Source organism: Bacillus litorisediminis (assembly GCF_022808645.1).
GTDB lineage: Bacteria > Bacillota > Bacilli > Bacillales > JC228 > Bacillus_BF > Bacillus_BF litorisediminis.
The window spans coordinates 1-20,286 of record NZ_JAKZKT010000019.1; the positions used below are offsets into that span (position 1 = coordinate 1).

A 20,286-nucleotide genomic window follows, 5' to 3' on the forward strand; every position below is an offset into this window, starting at 1 on the left:
GGCATAAAGAATAAGAATAATAGACAAATCACACTCATTTCTAAGATGGATTCTGAGAAAAATTCTTAAAATCATAAAGGCATTTGGGAATAAAAACATTCCCAAATGCCTTTTGTCTTCAATCTGATATGTTCTTTTTTTTATTAAAAAGAACATATTTTTTATTTATTTTTCATTATTTATAATTTTCTAAAGATTATTGAAAATGGATTGAAACCTTGTATAATATTAGGTAGGATTAAGTAACTTTGAGAAAAAATGCTCATCAGCCTTTTAAAAATTGTTGCTTATCCTGCAATAAAACAGAAACGTTGTTTTGTCATACGAAACAGAAAGGAGAAAATGTCTTATGAGTACTGGAATGTTAGCTTTCTTATCACTTCTTCCGATCTTAGTAGTGGCTATTTTCTTAGTAGGTCTTAAATGGCCAGCTAGTAAAGCTATGCCAATATCTTATATAGTGGCTATTGCACTGGCATTGTTTGTTTGGAAGGTACCAATGGCTAATGTAGCAGCAGCATCAGTTAATGGCCTAGTTGTAGCAGCGACACTGCTATACATTATTTTTGGCGCGATCCTTTTATTGAACACCCTGCAGGAAAGTGGCGGTATTAAAACCATTCGCCAGGGATTTACAGATATCTCGGAGGATAGAAGAATTCAAGTTATAATTGTAGCTTGGCTGTTCGGATCATTTATTGAAGGTGCTGCTGGCTTCGGAACGCCAGCTGCCGTAGCTGTGCCATTATTAGTCGGATTAGGGTTCCCTGCGATGGCAGCCGTTGTAGCTGGAATGGTGATTCAAAGTACACCAGTTTCATTTGGAGCAGTAGGCACACCCATTCTTTTAGGAGTTCAATCAGGATTGACTGCTGATCCAAGCATTACAGATAACTTCCTTTCATTAGTAACCATGATTGGAACAAAGGTTGCACTACTACATATGCTTGCAGGTACACTTGTACCGCTTTTTGTGGTGGCATTAATGACGAGATTCTTTGGAAAAAATAAATCATTTACCGAAGGAATTAAGGTTTGGAAATTTGCGTTATTCGCTTCCTTTGCCATGACAATTCCATATATTATTGTGGCGAATCTGCTGGGGCCAGAGTTTCCATCCATGCTAGGCGGCTTAATCGGTCTTGCAATCGTTGTTACTGCAGCCAAAAAAGGATTCTTAATGCCTCCTAAGGACGAAGTGTGGGATTTTGATGAAAAATCAAAATGGGACCCGGAATGGGTTGGCAGACTTGAAATTAAAGACATTGCCCACAAAAGCGGCAGTATGAGTATGATTCGGGCATGGATACCGTATGTATTGGTCGGATTATTCCTTGTATTGTCAAGATTGGAAGCGCTTCCTATTATGGGCTGGCTTCAATCGTGGACAGTTTCATTTAATGAAATGTTTGGTACAGGAATTACTGCAAGTTTCCAGCCATTATATTTACCAGGAACCATTTTTATTGTCGTTTCACTCATTACGTTCTTTATTCATGGAATGAGTGGGAGCGCATACAAGCGAGCTTGGGCTCAATCTGGAAAAACCGTTGTGGCTGCTTCAACAGCACTAGTATTTACAGTGCCAATGGTTCAAGTGTTCTTAAATACAGGCGGCGGAGCAGCTGGTTATGAGCGGATGCCAATTGAATTAGCTAACGGTGTAGCTGCTTTAACAGGAGAGCTTTGGCCATTGATTGCAACATTTATTGGCGGTCTGGGTGCTTTTATTGCGGGAAGCAATACAGTCAGTAATATGATGTTCTCATTATTCCAGTATAATGTTGGTTCACAAATCGGAGTAGATCCTACATGGGTAGTCGCTCTTCAGGCAGTAGGAGGGGCCGCTGGAAACATGATTTGTGTTCACAATGTTGTTGCAGCCTCTGCAGTAGTAGGTTTAGTAGGGAAAGAAGGAGCAGTCATTCGAAAAACTTTATTCCCATTCACATATTATGCCTTATTTGCCGGATCAATCGGATATTCGATTGTATGGTTTTCGCAAAAGGGAATCTTCAATCTTGGATCGTTTATAGCTTTAGTGATCATTGGAGCAGCAATTTATATTGTAGCAACGAATCATAAGCGTGCGCTTCTTATTGCTGATACGAAATCAGTAGAAGTTAAATAAACAGCTAACATTAAAGTACATCATAGGAATTAAATAAATCAAAATTTCACGTTTTTTTTGAACGTATGGAATGTGATGCTGACATCCATGCGTTTTTTTATTCGCTGCTAGATCAAAATTAGCAATAGGTAATTAGTTTTTAGTAGGAGATTGGAAATTATTGAGAAGCAGTCAGGTCGAATCAATTGATTTAAAGGGTAATTTGGAATAAAATGTTTTTTTGTATTAATTGAGGTGACCCATCATGAAACCAATCTTACAATTAAATGAAACTATGCGAACCAAAGTTCAAAGTCTTGAATCTGAATGTGAACGAATATGTAAAAAATTAGTAAATGAATACAATCATACATTTTCACAATTAGGTGTGACATTAAACATTGAACTTGTACGAACACGAAAGCATTTTGAAGTCAGCCAAGATCAATTGTTTTCAAAAGATTATCATTCCTTTATCGAAATCGGAATTGAAAAGAATAATGAGTATTTTACCAATTCCGTTGTATCAATTTGGAAATGCAAAGAAGAATGGTTTAATCTAGTTGGCTTTATCACTGAAAACACTGCGGAAAAGATTGAGCAGAATATTAGGGAGATTATTCAAGAAATGATCCATGATTTAAAAGAAAGCTATTAGATTTTTCGGATGCTTCGTCAATGCTATATTTTTCACAGTATGATGTACATTAAAGTGGTTAGACTAACTGCATCAAATCTCGAGGAGAGATGAAGTGTGAAAAAATTGCTTGCTTTATTTGTGATGTACATTATATTTTTTTTATCATTTTCTATTTGTAAAGCAAATGTGAAGCCCGATCCAGATTCAATTCTTTCCTTACAGATTGAAATGTTAAGGTGGGACGAAGTCAATAAATTACTTCCCAAGTATTCAACCTTTAAGGTTGTCGATTTCGAAACTGGACAAAGTTTTATGGTTCAACGCAGAGCTGGCCATTATCATGCTGATGTTCAGCCAATCAGTCATAGAGATACGAAAATAATGAAAGACATCTATAACGGGGAATGGAGCTGGAGGAGAAGGGCGATTCTTGTTGCGGTTAATGATGAGTGGATTGCGGCTTCTATGCATGGGATGCCACATGGAGCTGGTGCTTTAAAAAACGGATTTCCGGGCCATTTTTGCATACATTTTTTTGGCAGTAAGACCCACAGGTCTCATGATACAGATTTATCCCACCAGCTGATGATTTTAAAAGCTGCTGGGAAATTAGATCAATATGTGTCTGAGGCAGAGCCTGAAGAGGTTGTTGATATTTTTTTTGCAGGCCTAAAACAGCACGATGCTAAGATAGTGGAGTCGGTGTTGATCCCAGGACAAAAAATAAATTGGGATACAGTCTGGGATGAAATGAATACGATTAGCTTAAGAAGATTCTCCATAAGTAAGGATCACCCTTCATCTATCTATATAGAGGTTCCCGTTGAATATGAGTGGATTCATAGGGATATCGGCAGGAAGGTATATGATAATGAGCTGTTTCTTGTTAAGCTTTCACCTATTAAGGGGTGGAAGGTAGATTCAGAATGGCTGACTGATGGTGTGTATTAAGCTACCAGCCTTCATTGATTTTCTAAGCAAGAAAAAAGGCTGGGCATCGTATGCTCAGCCTAAGATTCTCCAAATTTAATGAACATTCGTTCATCCTCCACTAGTCCACAAGCGGCACATTGAACCTTTACATCAGGTCCCCGATAGGCAAGATGGAATGGTTCCAGTTCTTCGTTTGTATACCGCTGTACAACATCACCTGTTTGCGGGTCTAATTTTACCGGTTCTGCATGTTGCTGAATAATATTAAACCTAGTTCGATTGGTTTTACAGTTTGGGCAACGATATGGTGCTGCCATAAATGCATACCTCCCTTATTAGTTTAATGATTAGTATTTGAAGAGTCGGCGTATATATGTAAATTTTTATAAGTAAAGGTAAAAATGTATGATTACATAGTAATAAATACAGCAATAATTGATATTTGCATGTAACGTCTGTAACAATAGGGGCTGTTTTTAAAGAGTGTCAAGCTAATATTTTGCCCAAGTTTATTCCAATCATATAATTCATAACCAACTGGTGAATGATTTGGGGGATTTTGATTTTTTTACCAGTTGACTGCTTATCCCAAGAGATACATAGATTAATAGGATTTGTGCTTATTATTTTCAGCAGAATTTTGTAGGTTTACAGGTTTTTTTGCGAAATTGGAAGCATCGTCCAAAATTATTACAAAAAACGGATGGTATGATGTTGTTGTAAGCGAAACGCGAAAAAAATTTCAAGGAGGCAAACTCATGAAAAAGTCATGGATTATTTCTGCAGCTGCAGCAGCTACTCTTATTTTTTCTGGAGCAGCAACCACAACAGCAGATGCTGCTGAAGTAAAAGTTCAATCTAAGGTGTACACTCAACAGTTTAACAATATAAATGAAGCAAACTCATATATTCAAAATCTATTAAACAAGTATGGTGTCCAATGGAACCAATTTAATGGTTTTGTGCCAACTAATCAGCCTACTACACAGGCTCCAACTCAAGCACAGCCTAAAGCTCAAGCTCCTGCACCAGCACAAAAGCCAGCTGCGCAACAACAACCAGCAAAACAAACAACTACAAATACTGCAGCAAGTGTTTCAGAATTTGAAAAACAAGTAGTTGAATTAACAAACCAAGAACGTGCAAAAGCAGGACTTGCACCACTTCAATTAGATGAAAACCTAAGTAAAGTAGCTAGAGACAAATCTCTAGATATGCAGCAAAAAGGTTATTTCTCTCACAACAGTCCAACTTACGGATCTCCATTTGATATGATGAGAAGCTATGGTATTCAATACAATTCAGCAGGTGAAAATATTGCAATGGGTCAACGTTCTCCAGAGGAAGTTGTACAAGCTTGGATGAACAGTGCCGGACACCGTGCAAATATTCTAAATTCCAGCTTTACTCATATTGGCGTAGGTTATGTAGCAAACGGTAACTACTGGACTCAAATGTTTATCGGAAAATAATAGGAATGATCTTAAACCTCAGGGGCTTTCCCTGAGGTTTTTTTACTTTAGGAGTACAAAATTTTAGCAATGCTGTGAAATCGACGTAGTCAAAACTTTTAGCAATCAAGCACGAGGGGCATGGAGACATAAGTCATGCGAGGCCACAGGATGTTGCGTATCGAGCATGATAATGTAACCAGGCGTGTGACTATAGGCTTGGCGCTTGCCTAGTTTTCTTTACATTTTTCGGATTTTTTTACATCATACTAATTCTATATGACGAAAACAGAGGTGCTAATGACATGCTTATCCGCAAAGCAAACCGTGATGATCTTCAGGCCATTATGTCGATGATTGAGATTACCGTTAAGCTTATGGAAAAAAATCAGAATGATCAATGGACGGGTGAATACCCCGCTAAAGATGATTTTCAATCAGATTTAAGAAAAGATAACTTATATGTAGCAATTCTCCATGAAAAAATTGTGGGATGTATTACGATTGATCAGGAAGAGCCCGAAGAGTATTCTTTAGTAAAATGGAGGAGGGCAGGGGAAGCTTACCTTTTTCACCGGTTAGCAGTAGATCCTGATACGAGGGGAGAAGGAGTAGCTTCCAAATTAATATCATTTGCTGAGAGTATAGCAATCAAGAACAATGTGTTTTATATGAAGGTAGACACCTATTCGCTTAATCAAAAAGCTCAAATGCTTTTTGAAAAACTGGGTTACGAAAAAAGAGGAGAAATTTATTTGTATGGTAAGATAGAGCCTTTTTATTGTTATGATAAAATTTTACATTCCTGATGTATGACAGAATTAATAGGGAGGGAGTTCAATCTCTGTTTCTTGCCATTCAACACTTTTAGGGAGTTTGATCTCGAGGATGTTATCCTTAAAGACTGTTTTCGCTCCTTTTTTTCGGACAAGCGATGGAAGTGGAATCGTCCAGGTATCCCCTTCTGCAGGAGCATCCATGATCATGCATTGATTTCGGGTATAACTAATTTTCATTTGATGAAGCCAGCTTTTATCTTCTATAGTCAAGCGGATAAATACATCATCATGCGTTTCAAATACCTTTTCTGAAAAAGGAGATGCAGAATAATCAGCTGCTCCTTGATGTTGATTGAATCGATGACTCCATGAAGATGGATTGCTCATCATTTCTTTAATTTGTGGCGGAAACATTTGGTTCATCATTTGGTCGACATATTTTTGAAAATGTTCTGGACTAAAGGATCCCCCTATTGAGTGCTCATTTTGCTTTCCAAATGGCATTTTCCAATTCCAAGGAAACATCATCTTCCCTCCTTTTAACTCAAGTGTATATAATTACGTTAAATCTGTATTAATATCGTATGCTTTTTAATTTGAACTGTTAATAGGGGACATAAATGGCTAAGCCGGTTGTTATTTGAAATGTAAAGGAATCGGTATTACTATAAAAGGACAAAGGGATAAGGAGTGGATGTATGGAAAGAAAAGCAGCTTTTATTACAGGAGGAACGAAAGGCTTAGGGAAACGTTCAGCAGAGGCATTAGCTGCTGTCGGGTATGATTTATATCTTAATTACCGAACCGAATATATAGAAACAAAAGAATGGGTTGAGTACGTACAAGATACATACGAGATTGCTGTAACCTTAATCAAAGGAAATATGTCTATAATGGATGATTGCTTAAAGGTAAGTAAGTATATTAGAGAACATGTGCCCAATTTATCAGCTGTTATCTTAAATGCGGGACCTTATATTGCTGACCGAAAGCAATTTGCTGAATATACAGAGAGTGAATGGTTTGAGCTATTGAACGGAAACCTTTCTTCTGCCTTTTATATTTTAAAAGAATTAATCCCTGTATTAAGAAAAAATAAAGGGCGAATCATTACGTTTGGTTTTGACAAAGTTGAGACAGCCCCAGGATGGATGTACCGTTCTGCTTTTGCTGCTGCTAAATCGGGGTTAGCATCCTTGACAAGGTCTATTGCCTTGGAAGAAGCCGAAAATGGAATAACAGCCAATATGATATGTCCTGGAGATATAACGAAAGAATGGAAAGAAAGAAAAATTGAGGATGCAATTGACTTTTATGATCCCGAGAAACCGGTTGGACGTCCTGGTACAGGTGAAGATATCGCGAGAATGGTTACATTCCTATGTGATGAAAAATCAGATTTTATTACAGGATCCATTTTCCATATAAACGGTGGGCAGGATGTTTTATCTAAATCTAGTAAAGAAAGTAAATAATGAGTGTAAATAGCGAAAACTTATAAGTTTTTAGTCACCATTGTTCTATGATTCCCTTTCTAGCATACATTGAAATTAAAGTATAGAAGGGGGAAAGATTATGGCTTACATTGGAACAAAAGGATGGTATATTCAGCAATTAAAGGAAAAAGGGATCTATTATCACCCTACTGAAAAAAAGAAATTAGAATTATATAAAACTTTTGTCGTGCGTAATTTATATTTGCAGGTAACCGCACAAAATAAACAGGAATAGCTTTTTTGTTATTTTACTAATAGAAAAACAGGCTGCTCACAAGGGAGAGCCTGTTTTTATGCTTCCATGGCGGACATATCCTCGTCCAGTTCTATCCGTTTTAAGTGGAATAAGAACAAATCTTTAGGAATTTCATAGAGATCATAAATCTCTTCATCTGGATTTGGGTTGAGTTGGCGATAAACAAATGGTCTAATCTCGTTTGCTTTGATGCAATACGGCAATTTCTCCGCAGCTCTTTTGGAACGTACATTTTCTTTTCGGATTCTCATGAAAACTGTTTCTATACCTAATTCTAAAAATAATTCGTTAAAAAAAGCATCTTTTGCCAGTTTATTATATCCTTTACCATGATACGGTTTACCAATCCAAGTTCCCAGAAATCCTGTGTTTTCATTTATGTCAAACAAGTTAATGGTTCCAATTGGACTGCCCCATTCGTCAGTAATGGTCCGTGAAATCATTTTTCCTTGCTCTTCCGCTTCAATCGTTTGTTTGGTCAAAAACAGGTATTCCTCATAGGAGTATGCCTTCTGCCGGACAAACGGAAAAACGTCCGGATGAGTCATTAGATCAAAGAGTGTATGAGAATCGTGCAGATCACGTTTTTTAAGCATAAAAAATACCCTCCTTTAACCGAGGGCATACTCCACGTACGTGTAACCACCCTCGAAATTTTAAAATGCAAAATTTCGGGGTGGGAATCGAACCCACTAGAACCAGTTTAACTGGTGGCTCACCATTTGCCTTCCCTAGTGCTCATTTTCAATTGACTAACATTTTCTTTTGTATCATACAGGATTTTTTAGCCGTTGAAAATAGGGAAAACGTTAATATTTCGTAAAAACTTTTGACAAAATGTTGAACCCTGTCGATTAAACAGTTTTAAACACAATTTCACCATTTATAATCGTCATGCTAGGTTTTGCTAAGAAGGAAAACGGGTGATCATCCCATAGAACAACATCAGCATCTTTGCCTATTTCAATACTTCCTACACGATCTTCTATTTGTAAATTCTTAGCTGGCAATATCGTAATTCCTTCTAATGCTCTTTGTACTGACAAACCTTCCCGAACAGCTAATGCAGCACATACATTTAAATATTGAATGGGAGTATATGGATGATCCGTTGTAATAGAAACTTCGATTCCTCTTTCGTACAGGGATTGGTACGTATACCAGCTTTTATTTTTTAATTCAACTTTAGAGCGTCGAGTCATTGTGGGACCAACTGAAACCTTTAAACCAACGGGCAGTTCTTCCACAACGAGATGGCCCTCTGTACAATGTTCAATCCGCAAATCAAGATTGAATTCCTCAGCAAATCGAACTGCTGAAATGATATCATCAGCGCGGTGTGCATGAATTCGAACTGGGATTTCCCGATTTAACGCCATTAAAATTGGTGCTGTTCGTAAATCCTCAGGGTTTCCTTCTGTCATGGCTTTATAAAACGCCTCTCTAAGCATTCCCATGATTCCCATGCGGGTAATAGATTCTTTATTGCCCTGAGAATGCATTCGTTTCGGATTTTCTCCTAAAGCTATCTTTAGACCAGCGATATCCTTCACAATCATTTTCTCGATATGTTTCCCTGCCGTTTTTATTACTGAGGTCGTTCCGCCAATCACATTTGCACTCCCTGGCATAACATGGGCTGTTGTAATGCCATAGCGAATTGAATCAGTAAATGCGGGATCGAGGGGGTAGACACCATCCTTAGCACGAATATGGGGAGTGATTGGTTCTATCGTTTCATTCGCATCATTACCAGCCCAGCCTGTTCCTTCGTCATACAGACCTAAGTGGGTGTGAACATCGATAAAGCCTGGAAGTAAATATTGTCCGGTTCCATCGATAATCGTAACGGAAAGAGGAGGAGTTAAGTTTTCACCAATCTCTTTTATTTTTCCATCCTGAATCAGTACATCCTGATTAAGCTTTGTATGAGACGTAACAGGGATTAAAGTAACATTTTTTATTAATAGTGTACTCATGCTTTCTCCTTACAGGTAAAAATCAAATAGTTTAGCCTATTGTAGCATGAGACCATTAGGTTGCCACTATCATTTTTTCCGATGAGCTCTTTTTTTTATAAAAAAATAAAGCAATAGAGAACATAGGGCAAAGACAATGAGATGTTTCATATATCTTCCTGCCAGATTTTCAATCGAAGCCCAATTATCTCCAAGACTCATACCAAGCAAAAGGAATAGAAAAGTCCAAGGAATCATTGCTGCCATCGTATAGGTGAGAAAGGTTGAAAAATGCATTTTCCCAATGCCTGCCGGAATTGAAATCGCATGACGAACAACTGGAATAAAACGTGCAAAAAAATAACCGTTGGTCCGTACTCGTTAAACCATTTTTCTGATTTCGAAAGATGATGAGGAGAAATTAAAATCCATTTGCCAAATCGTTCGATAAAAGGTCTCCCACCGTACAAACCGATCCAGTAGAGGAAAACCTGGGCAATCGTGCCTCCAAAAATGCCTGCAATCATCGCATCCAAAAAAGAGAGATGATTCGTATAAACGAGATAGCCTCCATAACTTAAAACAACCTCACTTGGGATTACCTCGACCATTAGCCCAAGCAAAATTCCCCAAAAGCCAAATGATTGTAGTAGATCAAATAATTCATGAACCCATTCCATTAATGATTACACCTCTTATATTACATAATGCCAAGGGATTGTAATGCAAGGACAAGACCGCCAAGTATCCACACATACACAGCAAAGATTTTTAAAGATTTTTTCTTTAAAATATGCAGCATCGTCATAATGGCTAAGTATCCGAACAAAGCGGAACTGATTGTGCCAACTAAAAGACTGGACAAAGAAACAGTGTTAATGGTACCTGTAAATAATTCTTTGCTTTGTAGCAATATCCCCCCAAAGATTGCGGGAATGGAAAGGAAAAAGGAGAAATATGCAGCGGTTTCCCGATCGAGTTTTCGCCATAAACCTGCCGCAATTGTGAAGCCAGACCGAGAAAGGGCGGGAAAAATCGCAGCCGCCTGGAAGGTACCAATAAAAAAAGCATCTTTTACGCTAATGTCTTCCATTTTCTTGGAACCATTCCGGATAGAATCGGAAAACCAAAGAATGGCACCTGTAAGCAGAAATTCCCAGCCTAAAGTGACTCCAGTTTTTGAGATTGCATCAAAATAGTCTTCAAACAAGAGCCCGACGATGACGGCTGGAATGGTCCCGACTGCAAGCAAAAAAGATAGCTTATGAAATGGATTTTTTAAAATCGTGACTATTTCATTTTTATAAATAACTAAGACGGCTAAAAGTGTTCCAATGTGAAGCATCGTATCTAAAAATAGACCTGCATCCTGAAGTCCAAAAAACTGTCTCCCAAGAAATAAATGACCAGTACTGGAAATAGGCAAAAATTCAGTTAATCCTTGGATTAACCCAAGAAAAAATGCTTCAATTTTTGTCAAATATCTCACCACGCTTTGTATTTGGAAAACTAAAAAATCGAGGTAAGTCTTCCTTTGGACAAACCTTTACTTCATATGTATTCAGCATGCAGGCATACCATGACATGAAATCAGGACTAGTAGGGAAGAAGAGGATCTTACATCATCAAAAAAATAGAGTAGATTAGCATCTACTCTTTAAAATAGTCCTCAAATTCTTTTGGGTCATCTGGTAATTTATTTTCTAAGTAAGGATTTTCCTCTGTTGCATTTTCCGGGTCCAGATTTGTTTTAATAACCAGCGTTGGCTGTTTATTTCCCTCTGCAATGACTCTGTCACTTAGTTCGTTAAAATCTTTCATATTGGGGCTTCCAGGTTTTCTTGGCTCCATACGGCGTCACCTCCTTGATGATTAGCATGCAGTCCAAAGAGAAAAATATGTAAGATCGCTAAGGGGAAGCCAAAAAAATATAGTACAATATACACTTAGAATCCAAAAGAAATGAGGAATGCAAATGGAAGAATTAGCGATCCAACTGGCCCAGAAACAATTAGATGCCTACAACAGTCAAAATTTGGAGGAGTTTTTATCGGTATACAGTGAAGATGTAGAGGTATTGGAATTTCCCACAAACAAGCAAATGTATAAAGGTATAGAGCGGATGAGAGAGAGGTATGAAGCATTATTTAAAAACAATCCAAATCAGCATGCAAAGCTGCTAACGAGAATGGCAAAAGGAAATATCGTGATCGATCATGAGTATGTTACAGGAAGAACAAATGAAATCGAAGTTACAGCCATCGCTATGTATGAAATAAAAGGCAACAAGATTGGAAGAGTCTGGTTTGTAAAATAGCGAAAAAGCATCTGAGGGTTTCTCGGATGCTTTTTCTTAATGTTTCTGACTATTGTCGTTCCCTTGCTTATCATTTTTTTATTTTTCTATTCATTTTTCATAGAACCCAAATAAAAATCATAGGTTTAAAGTAGAACACACAGTGCAGACCGGCCAATAAACAGCGTAGACCGGCCCATAAACAGTGCGGACCGGCACATAAACAGCGTAGACTGGCCCATAAACAGTGAGGACCGGCACATAAACAGCGCAGACCGGCACATAAACAGTGCAGACCGGCACATAAATTATTTGGGAGTCGACAATATGATGAATGAAATTTATGCAGACATTACAAACCAATACATGAAACAAAGCCTCTGGCTGATGCATTTATCCCTGTTTGTAGTTATGATTTGTATTATATGGGATATTCCATATGGGATTTGGATTATATCTCCGCTTTTTGTCTTAAGTTTAATTAGCGGATACATGTCGTATGTGTATCGTAACAGAACTTTTGACACTACCTCTGAAAAGAGGGATCATTCTGCGAATAGCGTAACAAACGATTTTGTAATACTGAAAGATGGGACAACCGTATATTTTATGGATCCAACAGGACGTAAACATTACACTGTACGGAACCGGGGAAAATCAGTATTTACCTTATATAATCAAAGGAATTTTCCAGTATGTTCAATTGAGAAAAGCCTTTTCTCCTCCTCTCCCTTTACGATTCGTAATCATAAACATAAGCTTATCGCAGTTTATATGGAAGGGGATACAGCTTCATTTTTTGCATATAATGGAAAAGTCATCCTAAAAGATGAATCATTCTCCATTAAATCCATCCATTTGCATCATTTTTGTTTTGAATCCGAATCACGAGAAAGGATTGCATTTGTTCAAAAAGGGTGGATGCCTATTCTTTGGCAAAAACGATTCCCCGCGAATGCTCCGACCATCACATTTAAAGAAGATGCAGATATAGAAAGAAGAGAGATTTTGCTCCTAGTGATCGGTTATATTCTTCTCCAAAAATAATATAAGCAGAATATATGCTTTTTAATTTTATTTTTGATATGATGTGTATAATTCGATATGGTTCCTTCGGGGCAGGGTGCAATTCCCGACCGGCGGTGATGAGCGATCGCTTGCTCTAAGTCCGTGACCCGTATTTAATACGGTGGATTCGGTGAAAATCCGAAGCCGACAGTGAAAGTCTGGATGGGAGAAGGAAGACGAGCGTTTGTTAAGACGCTTATTTCAATATGGACAAAATCGCCCCGTTTTGACAAAAACGGGGTTTTTTTATGACATGAAACAATGTCTTCAGGTATTTTTGGAAAAGCTAAAGTTATATTTTCCCGTATACATAAGGAGGTGTTTTGGATGTTTACTGGCATCGTTGAAGAAATAGGAACGATCCGGGAAATTAAACAGGGTAAAGAAGCGATGACTCTTACCATTCAAGCTAAAATAACAATGGAGGATATCCATCTCGGAGACAGTTATTCGATAAATGGTGTATGTTTAACCGTTAACTCTTTTACTAAAGACCAGTTTACAGTAGATGTAATGCCTGAAACGTTCCATAACACTGCGCTTTCCAAATTAAAGGTAGGATCCCCTATTAATATAGAAAGGGCCATGGCAGCGAATGGCAGGTTTGGCGGTCATTTTGTCTCGGGTCACGTGGATGGAGTGGGGACTATAGTAGGGCGAACGGAGAGAAGTAACGCGATTTATTTAAATATTCAAGTTCCCGAACATATCGAACAATTCTTAATCCATCGGGGTTCTGTAACACTAGATGGAACGTCGTTAACGATCTTTTCAATCGAAGGGAATGTGATTACCGTTTCTTTAATTCCTCATACAGCTCATGTGACAATTTTAGGAGGAAAAAAGATAGGAGATCTGATTAACGTGGAAGCTGATATGCTAGCAAAATATATAGCAAGCTTATTAAATAACAGGAGCCAGCAAAAAGAAAAAAAGGGAATAACTCTTTCATTTTTGAATCAGCATGGGTTCTTGTCTTAAAGTGAAGGGTGTGAGTCATTTGTTCGATACAATTGAAGCGGCATTAGAAGATTTAAGAAATGGTAAAGTAATTATTGTAGTTGATGATGAAGACCGTGAAAATGAGGGAGACTTTATTGCGGTAGCTGAATATGCAACACCAGAAGTCATTAACTTTATGGCAACTGAAGGAAGAGGTCTGATTTGTACTCCCATTTCAGAGGAAAGAGCGAGTCAGCTGCAGCTGAAGCCTATGACGGATGTCAATACTGATCTGCACGGGACTGCTTTTACAATCAGTGTCGATCATCAAGAAACCACTACAGGTATTAGCGCATTCGAAAGAAGCTTGACCATTCAGAAATTGATAGACCCTTTTTCACAGCCAAAAGATTTTAAACGACCTGGTCATGTATTTCCTTTAATCGCTAAAAACGGAGGCGTTCTTCGGAGAGCAGGACATACGGAAGCCGCTGTGGATTTAGCTCGATTAGCGGGAAAACAGCCAGCTGGCGTCATTTGTGAAATTCTCAATGAGGATGGCACAATGGCAAGGGTGCCACAGCTTAAAAAGATTGCGGAAAAGCATAATCTGAAATTAATTACGATTCAGGATTTGATTAGCTATCGCTTGCAGCATGACAGTTTAATTAAAAGAGAAGTAGAGGTGCAGCTTCCTACGATATATGGGACCTTTCGTGCAATTGGCTATACCAATGTGTTAGACGGTAAAGAGCATGTTGCTCTGGTGAAAGGTGAAATCAATGGGGACGAGCCCGTCTTGGTAAGAGTGCATTCAGAATGTTTAACAGGTGACGTTTTTGGTTCCAATCGGTGTGATTGCGGACCGCAATTACATTCCGCACTCGAACAAATTGAAGCTGCCGGAAATGGTGTCTTACTGTATATGCGCCAAGAAGGCCGCGGCATTGGATTAATCAATAAATTAAAGGCCTATAAGCTGCAGGAAGAAGGCCTTGATACTGTTGAAGCGAATCAAGAGCTTGGATTTAAGCCGGATTTGCGTGACTATGGCATTGGTGCCCAAATTTTACGGGATTTAGGTATTCAACAACTCAAAATCATGACCAATAATCCAAGAAAAATAAAGGGACTGAATGGATATGGGCTTGAAGTGGTGGAAAGAGTAGCAATTCAAATGCCAATCAAAAAAGAGAACGAAAAATACTTGCACACAAAGCATGATAAGCTTGGACATTTATTACAATTTCATCAAGGGGAGTGATTCATTATGAATACATTTGAAGGACATTTAGTTGGCACAGGTTTAAAAATTGGTATCGTTGTGGGAAGATTTAATGATTTTATTACAAGCAAACTGTTAGATGGAGCATTAGACGGATTAAAGCGTCTTGGTGTAGAAGATGACTCAGTATCAGTTGCATGGGTTCCTGGTGCATTTGAAATCCCATTGGCCGCTAAAAAAATGGCGGATTCTAAAAAATATGATGCTGTCATCACACTAGGAACTGTTATTCGCGGAGCTACACCTCACTTTGACTATGTGAGCAGCGAGGTTTCTAAAGGAGTGGCAAAAGTCAGTTTAGAAATAGGAGTACCTGTCGTGTTTGGGGTACTGACCACAGATACGATTGAACAAGCTGTTGAAAGAGCTGGAACAAAAGCTGGAAATAAAGGCTTTGAAGCTGCGCAAACTGCAATTGAAATGGCGAATTTGTTGAAATCCTTTGAATAAAATAAGCAAGAGAGTGGAACAGGCGATCCTTTGGGTTGCCTGTTTTTTTATGTAAACGTCTTCTAAGACGCTTAAAAAACTTTACGATACATAAAAGGAAATCTAATACTTCCAATTATTGTGTAATTTTTTGAAAACCAGGTATTATTAACCATATTTATTAAAACCAGATAGTCTACTAATCCTATTTTTATTTAGGACATAATTAAGACTATTATTTCAATCTATAATATTTCTATCTTATAAAATAATATTGGGGGGAGCTGAAAGTAATATGGGGTTAAAAGTGTTTCGTAAGTTTGTTTTTTGTTTTTTTTGTTTACTATTCATATTTTCGCTTTCGACATTCCATACAATTGTTCAGGCAGAAGTAGAAGCAGAAGAAACGGTTATGGCCAAATTAAATGGAAGAGGCTTTAAAGAAGTTGTGGATTTAGGAGTTGCGGCCTCAAATGTAGTCATAACTAGTGCTGTTTTCGGTAATGAGGATGGAAAAGATGTCGTATATACGACAGCAAATGGCGGAATGTTTAATGTAGTAGATGTAAAAGAAAACGAACTTATATTTTCTGAACAACTTGAAGGTGTTACTCAGGTTTGGTCACACACCATTGCACCAGATGGTACAGTCTATATTGTTTCTTTACATTCGCTTTGGAAGTATTCACCTAGTACAAAATCGGTTGAAGAGATTGGTAGCCCAAATTCTGGTCATCAGCTGTGGACAAGCACAGTTGACGAAGAAGGCAATGTCTATATAGGAACTTTTGCTCCAGGGAATGGAAGAATTTATAAATATGACGTAAGAACAGGTGAATTTGTTGATTTTGGCAAAATTGATGACGGTGATGGAAGTTATGTGCGATCTCTAGCCTTTCATGATGGCTATATTTATGCTGGTTTAGGCGTTAGCGGTAAGGTATACCGGATTAACGCTGAAACGAAAGAAAAAGAAGACATTACAAAAAATGTACCAGATATCATAGGAAAACCGATTGAACAAGTAAAATTCGCATACGATATGAATGTAATAGGCAACTATCTTTTCGTTAGATTTGACAGTGATGTAGAAAACGCACTCCTTTTCTATGATTTAACAAAACAGCAATGGGCAGACAAAAAAATAGCAAAAATTGGAGACGGTTCTGCAGATGATTATGGCGTATGGGGATTTACCCAAATTCCCGTAAATGGAGATAAAGCGTATGTAATCAATAATCGTCACATTTTAGAGATTGATATTCATACACTTGAAACAAGAGAAACGGGAGTATATTATCCAGCAGGACTAAGAGGAGGAGCATTTGTAGACTTAGGGCGTGAGGACTTGCCTGGGTTATCATTCGTTACTTTGAAAAGAAGTGGCGAAATGTTTGCAGCTAATATTGAAAATAGGACTTCTGTAAGTTTGCCTACGGTAATGGAAGCCCAACCTTTAATGCTGCATAACCTTGGAAAAGGTCCAGATGGGAATTTATATATGACAACCTATCCCGGAGGACCTAAGGGTGCACAATATAATCCAAAAACAAATAAATTTGTTTCCTATGCTCAAGGGCAAGCAGAAGGAATGGTCGCAGGAAACGGGAGTGATTTGTACTTTGGTATTTACCCGGGTGCTGTTATTCAAAAGATGAACACGGAGACACTTAAAATTGACACTCTGTTTAATCTCAAGGATGCATATGAACAGGATCGTCCGTATATTATGAAATTTGAAGATAATAAGTTATTAATCGGAACAATTCCAGATTATAAAAAATTAGGTGGTTCTTTAACCATTTATGATCCAGCAACGGGAGAAAAAGAAACCTACCGCAATGTCGTACAAGATCAGAGTGTTGTAGGGTTAGCGTATAAAGATGGATTCATTTATGGTTCAACCTCTACACTAGGAGGATTAGATATTGAACCGACAGCTGAAAAAGCCAAAATGTTTGTATGGGATGTCAAAGGTCAACAGAAAGTTATCGAATTTGAACTGGCATTGGATGAATTAGATACCCCGCCAATGATTAGCGGCTTAACATTTGATGATAAAGGTTTTTTATGGGGTGCCGTGGATGGTATTTTATTTGCGATGGATCCGAATACGTATGAAATAGTAAAATACAAAAATATATATCCAAATATAAAAAATAGAGGAATGTGGCGTCCCGTCCATATTGAATTTGGCAGTGACGGATTGTTATATACTGATTTAGGCGGCAAGTTAACAGTTGTGAATCCAAATTCTCAAAATTTACACCATGTTACACTTATTGATCAAGCAAAAGAAATTGAATTTATGACACTTGCAGAGGATAGTAATGGCAATGAGAATATTTATTTTCTTGAACATAATACAACTGTGTTAAAAATGATTCCTGTAATTAATGGCGGGGAAGTTATAGATGAACCTGAACTAGAAACAGTTGAAGTTCCGATTGTCAATGGCGGCTTTGAAGAATCGGTTGAAAATGGAGAGATTCCTGGCTGGTCATCATTGTTTGGGGAATTTTCAGCGAATGTTTCTTTTCAGACTAGTACTGAGCGAAGTTTCTCTGGCCATTATAGCTTGAAAGTTGCAGATACCTCACAATCTGAAACTGTGTTTGCTCAGTCTGATTTGATTCCAGTTACAGCAGGGACTGAATACACAGCCTCTGCAAAACTTTTCTTAGATGATGGAAGTGTCAGTTTCTTCCTCCGCTACTATGATGATAGTGGAAATCAGGTGGGTTCTGATGCAGATGGAGTCAATATTATTCATATTCGAGGCGGTCATAAACAATGGCAAACGGTTCAGGCAACCGTACCTGCTCCAGAGGGTGCAAAATATGCAAGAATCTTCGTAGGAGCTTCCAATTACTTTACAACAAATGGTGCGTACTTCGATGATATTACATTTACTTATAACAGGGTGAAATAGATAAAAAAATTGCACGAAACAGACTACTGCCAATTATACTGAAGAATATTGTCCGCAAAAGCTTGAATAAAGGCTTTTAAGCTACACAAACTGTAATTGTAATGGATAATTTGCTTAAATCCTTAAAATAAAATAAGAATAAGAATGGAACAGGCGATTACGAAGTCGTCTGTTTTTGTTTGCATAACGCTATAATTTCAGAGTGTTAGCCATATAGCAAATAAAGGACAAAACAGGCCAAAAAGCCGGTGAGAATGTCCTTCATAAGGGGGATGAAGGACAAAACAGGCCAAAAAGCCGGTGAGAATGTCCTTCATAAGGGGGATGAAGGACAAAACAGGCCCAAAAGCCGGTGAAAATGTCCTTTATAAGGGGGATGAAGGACAAAACCAAGTAAAAAATCCTGTAAAATTGTCCCATAAAAGGTATAATCAGGAAAATAATTAGTCGTAAACGGGGGTGTGTTTTGTGAAAGATACTATAACGATTCGCCGCTTTAAAAATCAAGATACCGGTGAATTAACAGAATTAATAAACCGTTCAAATCTTCACGAAAATAGAGCTGTTACTAAATCGGTTTCCGACATGAATCAGTTCTTAGATGAACCAGGGGAGGAAATCCGGGATAACACCTTTGTTGCGGCGGAACATAATAAAATCATAGGATATAATTCATTATGTTTTGTAAAAGGAGATGCATTGATAAAGGTATACAGCTATGGAACGGTTGATCCATTATACAGAAGACAAGGTATAGGAACGATGCTTGTAAAGGTATCCCTTCAACATTTGCAGCAAAGAGCAAAGGAAGAGGGGATAAAAATTATATATAATCAAATGGCACGTATAGAAAGGGCTGGTCAAATTCCTTTGGCAGAAAAATTCGGATTCAGCAAGCATACAGATTTACTTTCAATGAAGCTATCATTAGATCGATTTGAACCTAAGGATTCACAAAAAACAGATTTTGTTTTTCACACTCCAACTAAAGCTGATGCAGTTGAATGGGCAACTATTTATAACAATGCTTTTGCTTGGGCAAGCAATCATACAAATCTGGCTCCGGAAAATGTAAAATACGAGTTTCAAAGCTCTGAATTTTCCTCGGATTTTTATATTCTTTGCCGAGACAAGAAAAGAGAGCCATTGGGGTTTATTTGCGGACGCATTGAAGAAGAAGGTAAAGGTGTGATTTCGACATTAGCTGTCTCAAGATCATCCCAAGGAATGGGAGTAGGAAAGGTATTGTTAAATCAGATATTGGATAGAATGCAAAAAATGAATATTAAAGAAGTAAGATTAACGGTTGATTATCAGAATCCAACTCCTGCCATCCATCTATACAGAAAAACTGGATTTAATGAGGATGGCAGAATTATACAATATATATACGAGTTAACACCCTAAATAAAAGCAGCCCGAGATAGCAGAAATACCTGACACTCGGGCTCTTGTCATTATTTTGGATAAAGTATAATGAAGCTATCTATTAAATAAGGAAAGTGCTGCTTTGACAATGAGAACGACTGAAAATACAAGAACACTTAGAACTCCAACTAATGAAAAGAAAGAATCTAGGCTTTCAAGCGGAGTTGCCGCTAAATTAACTCTTATGAGTGCGAAACCCGCTAGAATAGCAGATAAAAATAACAATATGGCTCTGTCCATCATTCAATCCTCCTCTCTATCAATATATGTAAGCGGTAACAGG

The 20,286-nt window shown here is 37.8% G+C and carries 22 protein-coding genes, 1 pseudogene and 1 riboswitch; of the genes and pseudogenes, 15 read left to right on the forward strand and 8 right to left on the reverse strand.

From position 1 onward, the window contains the following. Positions 1 to 349 precede the first annotated feature (349 nt). From MLE14_RS11270 to MLE14_RS11280, 3 genes are all read left to right on the forward strand, one after another. Complete coding sequence (locus MLE14_RS11270; protein WP_243298476.1) at positions 350 to 2,131, forward strand: L-lactate permease; 1,782 nt, start codon at positions 350 to 352, stop codon at positions 2,129 to 2,131. A gap of 244 nt (positions 2,132 to 2,375) precedes the next feature. After that, a complete protein-coding gene (locus tag MLE14_RS11275; protein ID WP_243298477.1) occupies positions 2,376 to 2,768 on the forward strand; it encodes a hypothetical protein in 393 nt (130 codons plus the stop codon). A gap of 96 nt (positions 2,769 to 2,864) precedes the next feature. Next, positions 2,865 to 3,701: a hypothetical protein gene (locus MLE14_RS11280; protein ID WP_243298478.1), complete on the forward strand. Its 837-nt coding sequence runs from the start codon at positions 2,865 to 2,867 to the stop codon at positions 3,699 to 3,701. A gap of 59 nt (positions 3,702 to 3,760) precedes the next feature. Here the strand turns inward: MLE14_RS11280 and MLE14_RS11285 are convergent, their stop codons facing one another. Continuing rightward, a complete protein-coding gene (locus MLE14_RS11285) occupies positions 3,761 to 4,000 on the reverse strand; it encodes a DNA alkylation repair protein (RefSeq protein WP_243298479.1) in 240 nt (79 codons plus the stop codon). 441 nt (positions 4,001 to 4,441) lie between these two features. Here MLE14_RS11285 and MLE14_RS11290 point away from each other — a divergent pair, with 441 nt between their 5' ends. Together MLE14_RS11290 and MLE14_RS11295 are read left to right on the forward strand one after the other, a co-directional pair. Next, positions 4,442 to 5,155, forward strand: coding sequence for a CAP domain-containing protein (locus MLE14_RS11290; protein WP_243298480.1), 714 nt, complete (start codon positions 4,442 to 4,444; stop codon positions 5,153 to 5,155). Positions 5,156 to 5,439: 284 nt separating this feature from the next. Further along, positions 5,440 to 5,943 (forward strand): GNAT family N-acetyltransferase, encoded by a 504-nt coding sequence (locus MLE14_RS11295; protein ID WP_243298481.1) that lies wholly within the window; start codon positions 5,440 to 5,442, stop codon positions 5,941 to 5,943. Positions 5,944 to 5,955: 12 nt separating this feature from the next. Here MLE14_RS11295 and MLE14_RS11300 read toward each other — a convergent pair whose 3' ends face one another. Continuing rightward, complete coding sequence (locus tag MLE14_RS11300) at positions 5,956 to 6,438, reverse strand: Hsp20/alpha crystallin family protein (protein ID WP_243298482.1); 483 nt, start codon at positions 6,436 to 6,438, stop codon at positions 5,956 to 5,958. 173 nt (positions 6,439 to 6,611) lie between these two features. Between MLE14_RS11300 and MLE14_RS11305 the strand changes: the two genes are divergently transcribed. Together MLE14_RS11305 and MLE14_RS11310 are read left to right on the forward strand one after the other, a co-directional pair. Beyond that, positions 6,612 to 7,388 carry an SDR family oxidoreductase gene (locus MLE14_RS11305; RefSeq protein WP_243298483.1) on the forward strand — a complete coding sequence of 259 codons (777 nt, stop codon included), beginning with the start codon at positions 6,612 to 6,614 and terminating at the stop codon, positions 7,386 to 7,388. Between the two features lie 100 nt (positions 7,389 to 7,488). Then, positions 7,489 to 7,644 carry a DUF2639 domain-containing protein gene (locus tag MLE14_RS11310; protein WP_243298484.1) on the forward strand — a complete coding sequence of 52 codons (156 nt, stop codon included), beginning with the start codon at positions 7,489 to 7,491 and terminating at the stop codon, positions 7,642 to 7,644. A gap of 56 nt (positions 7,645 to 7,700) precedes the next feature. Here MLE14_RS11310 and MLE14_RS11315 read toward each other — a convergent pair whose 3' ends face one another. From MLE14_RS11315 to MLE14_RS11335, 5 genes and pseudogenes are all read right to left on the reverse strand, one after another. Beyond that, the gene (locus MLE14_RS11315) at positions 7,701 to 8,261 is read right to left on the reverse strand and encodes a GNAT family N-acetyltransferase (protein ID WP_243298485.1); all 561 of its coding nucleotides are present in this window, start codon (positions 8,259 to 8,261) and stop codon (positions 7,701 to 7,703) included. 258 nt (positions 8,262 to 8,519) lie between these two features. Then, on the reverse strand, positions 8,520 to 9,644 hold the full coding sequence (locus tag MLE14_RS11320; RefSeq protein ID WP_243298486.1) for an amidohydrolase: 1,125 nt from the start codon (positions 9,642 to 9,644) through the stop codon (positions 8,520 to 8,522). Between the two features lie 69 nt (positions 9,645 to 9,713). Continuing rightward, a pseudogene (locus tag MLE14_RS11325) lies at positions 9,714 to 10,303 on the reverse strand (DedA family protein). Positions 10,304 to 10,323: 20 nt separating this feature from the next. Further along, the gene (locus tag MLE14_RS11330; RefSeq protein ID WP_243298487.1) at positions 10,324 to 11,103 is read right to left on the reverse strand and encodes an undecaprenyl-diphosphate phosphatase; all 780 of its coding nucleotides are present in this window, start codon (positions 11,101 to 11,103) and stop codon (positions 10,324 to 10,326) included. Positions 11,104 to 11,273: 170 nt separating this feature from the next. Then, on the reverse strand, positions 11,274 to 11,474 hold the full coding sequence (locus tag MLE14_RS11335) for a hypothetical protein (protein ID WP_243298488.1): 201 nt from the start codon (positions 11,472 to 11,474) through the stop codon (positions 11,274 to 11,276). Positions 11,475 to 11,598: 124 nt separating this feature from the next. On the opposite strand from MLE14_RS11335, the gene MLE14_RS11340 reads away from it, so the two are divergent. From MLE14_RS11340 to MLE14_RS11370, 8 genes are all read left to right on the forward strand, one after another. Beyond that, positions 11,599 to 11,940 (forward strand): nuclear transport factor 2 family protein, encoded by a 342-nt coding sequence (locus tag MLE14_RS11340; RefSeq protein ID WP_243298489.1) that lies wholly within the window; start codon positions 11,599 to 11,601, stop codon positions 11,938 to 11,940. A 306-nt stretch (positions 11,941 to 12,246) separates the two neighbouring features. Continuing rightward, complete coding sequence (locus tag MLE14_RS11345; RefSeq protein ID WP_243298490.1) at positions 12,247 to 12,966, forward strand: hypothetical protein; 720 nt, start codon at positions 12,247 to 12,249, stop codon at positions 12,964 to 12,966. 58 nt (positions 12,967 to 13,024) lie between these two features. Continuing rightward, a riboswitch (FMN riboswitch) is annotated at positions 13,025 to 13,165 on the forward strand. Between the two features lie 149 nt (positions 13,166 to 13,314). Beyond that, entirely contained in the window at positions 13,315 to 13,968 is a 654-nt protein-coding gene (gene ribE / locus MLE14_RS11350; protein WP_243298491.1) for a riboflavin synthase, read from the forward strand. Positions 13,969 to 13,987: 19 nt separating this feature from the next. After that, positions 13,988 to 15,193: a bifunctional 3,4-dihydroxy-2-butanone-4-phosphate synthase/GTP cyclohydrolase II gene (locus tag MLE14_RS11355; protein ID WP_243298492.1), complete on the forward strand. Its 1,206-nt coding sequence runs from the start codon at positions 13,988 to 13,990 to the stop codon at positions 15,191 to 15,193. 6 nt (positions 15,194 to 15,199) lie between these two features. Beyond that, positions 15,200 to 15,664 carry a 6,7-dimethyl-8-ribityllumazine synthase gene (gene ribH / locus MLE14_RS11360; RefSeq protein ID WP_243298493.1) on the forward strand — a complete coding sequence of 155 codons (465 nt, stop codon included), beginning with the start codon at positions 15,200 to 15,202 and terminating at the stop codon, positions 15,662 to 15,664. A 274-nt stretch (positions 15,665 to 15,938) separates the two neighbouring features. Beyond that, a complete protein-coding gene (locus MLE14_RS11365; protein ID WP_243298494.1) occupies positions 15,939 to 18,575 on the forward strand; it encodes a carbohydrate binding domain-containing protein in 2,637 nt (878 codons plus the stop codon). 324 nt (positions 18,576 to 18,899) lie between these two features. Next, on the forward strand, positions 18,900 to 19,022 hold the full coding sequence (locus MLE14_RS22475) for a hypothetical protein (RefSeq protein ID WP_279326819.1): 123 nt from the start codon (positions 18,900 to 18,902) through the stop codon (positions 19,020 to 19,022). Between the two features lie 21 nt (positions 19,023 to 19,043). Continuing rightward, on the forward strand, positions 19,044 to 19,982 hold the full coding sequence (locus MLE14_RS11370) for a GNAT family N-acetyltransferase (protein WP_243298495.1): 939 nt from the start codon (positions 19,044 to 19,046) through the stop codon (positions 19,980 to 19,982). Between the two features lie 75 nt (positions 19,983 to 20,057). Here the strand turns inward: MLE14_RS11370 and MLE14_RS11375 are convergent, their stop codons facing one another. Further along, positions 20,058 to 20,243, reverse strand: coding sequence for a hypothetical protein (locus MLE14_RS11375; protein WP_243298496.1), 186 nt, complete (start codon positions 20,241 to 20,243; stop codon positions 20,058 to 20,060). Positions 20,244 to 20,286: the final 43 nt, after the last annotated feature.